This is a genomic window from Alteromonas sp. 5E99-2 (genome assembly GCF_017368475.1).
Taxonomy (GTDB): domain Bacteria; phylum Pseudomonadota; class Gammaproteobacteria; order Enterobacterales; family Alteromonadaceae; genus Alteromonas_F.
Genome location: NZ_JAFNJE010000036.1, coordinates 1 through 1775, shown reverse-complemented (window position 1 = coordinate 1775; position 1775 = coordinate 1). Strand labels below are relative to the sequence as shown.

The window sequence follows — 1775 nt, the reverse complement described above, 5'->3', positions numbered from 1 at the left end:
CGTCATCTGGCCTGTGATCTAATAGTTATTATCCGTTACGAGTTGAACGAGATGGCCAACTACAAACCTGATTTATCCAGTCAAAATAAATTCATTCCCATAGATTTCTCTCAGCAAATTATGCCTGGTACCTTTGAATATGCATTAGCGCATATCGTTGATAATCGCCTCGATTTATCGGGTTTTGATAAATGGTATGACAATGATAAGAAAGGGGCAGCAGCTTATCCTCCGTCAGTGATGTTGAAGGTTATTTTATTTGGTTATTCCAGAGGATTCATTACTAGCCGCCGTATTGCCAATGCGTGTGAAACGAATATTACTTTTATGAGTTTGTCGGGAGATGTGCAGCCACATTGGACTTCAATCGCTTCATTCGTTGCAAAAATGAAAGACCAAATCGCGCCTTTATTTACACAAGTGCTGATGATTTGTGATGAAGAAGGATTAATAGGCAGAAACATGTTTGCTATTGACGGCTGCAAAATAAAATCGAATGCGAGCAAAGAATGGAGCGGTACCCATGAAGAGCTTGAACGTAAGCAAGTTAAGCTGAGACGGGCTAGCCAGCGCATTATTGAAAGGCATCAAGCGCAAGATTGTGCTAATGAATCCGAGGTTGAGCATGATTTAAAACAGAAGGCTAAATTAGATAAAAGCGCAGATAAGATAGAGCGATTTTTAGCTTCAAGTGAAGACAAGCTAGGCAGTACTAATAAGCCTGTTAAAAGTAATATCACCGACCCCGACAGCGCAAAGATGACGACGAGTAAAGGCACCATTCAAGGTTATAACGGTATTGCGACCAACGATGATAAACACCAAATCATCATGCAAGCCGAGGTGTGGGGCAGTGTGGGAGAGCAGCAAACATTAGCACCAGCAGTCCAACAACTAAAAGAACAACTGATTAAGTTGGGTACACCTAATACCTTTGAAACAGCAGGGTTTACAGCCGACAGTGGCTTTCATAGTGAGAAGAACCTGACATTCATGGCAGATACAGGACTTGATACTTACATAGCCGATACACAATTTAGAAGTCGTAACCCTTTGTTTAAAACCAGTGAAACCTATCACACAGAAAAAGAGAAGCGGCGATTAAAGCGCAATAAAGGCAGAGCTAAACTTTTTACGTCAAATGACTTTCACTTTGATGAGCCAAACATGACATGTCGTTGTCCTGCAGGTAAGTTGTTATGGCTTAGTGGCGCTAACATCAAGGTTAATGGTAAAAGTTATAGCCGTTTCACTGGTTACCTTAAAGACTGTAAACAATGCCCATTACAGCAGCAGTGCATGCGAAAACCACCAGTAGACAGGGGCCGACAAGTCCAGTTTTTACGCAACACGAAGAGTCAACTATCTTACACAGACAAAATGCGGGTAAAGATAGACAGCGGTATTGGTCGAAGGCAGTACAGCAAACGATTAGGCATGATAGAGCCAGTGTTCGGTAATATCACGGTCAACAAAGGTATGAATAAACTGACATTACGAGGCAAAGATAAAGTGAATGCTCAGTGGCAAATGTATTGTTTAGTTCACAATATAGAAAAGCTTAGAAACAACCTTCGATGAAGGTTATTGATAGGAAACTGGGCGTTTTAAGTCGTTAATCCCCTCTCATTAGCTCAATATTGCTTTCAAATAAACCGCTCAAATAAATATCCCAGATAAATCGACAAGTCATTGAAATAGCTGGCATGGTCAATTATTGTCTTAGCATTACAAAATTACTGGCTGAGAATGATAAATTCTACAGCCTCGTTATG

The 1775-nt window shown here is 40.7% G+C and carries 1 protein-coding gene; it reads left to right on the top strand.

Annotated features, from left to right (window positions below; all coding sequences use genetic code 11):
* Positions 1 to 1581 (top strand): transposase (locus tag J3L16_RS15705; protein WP_347564700.1); only part of this gene is annotated, 1581 nt, incomplete at its 5' end.
* Positions 1582 to 1775 lie beyond the last annotated feature (194 nt).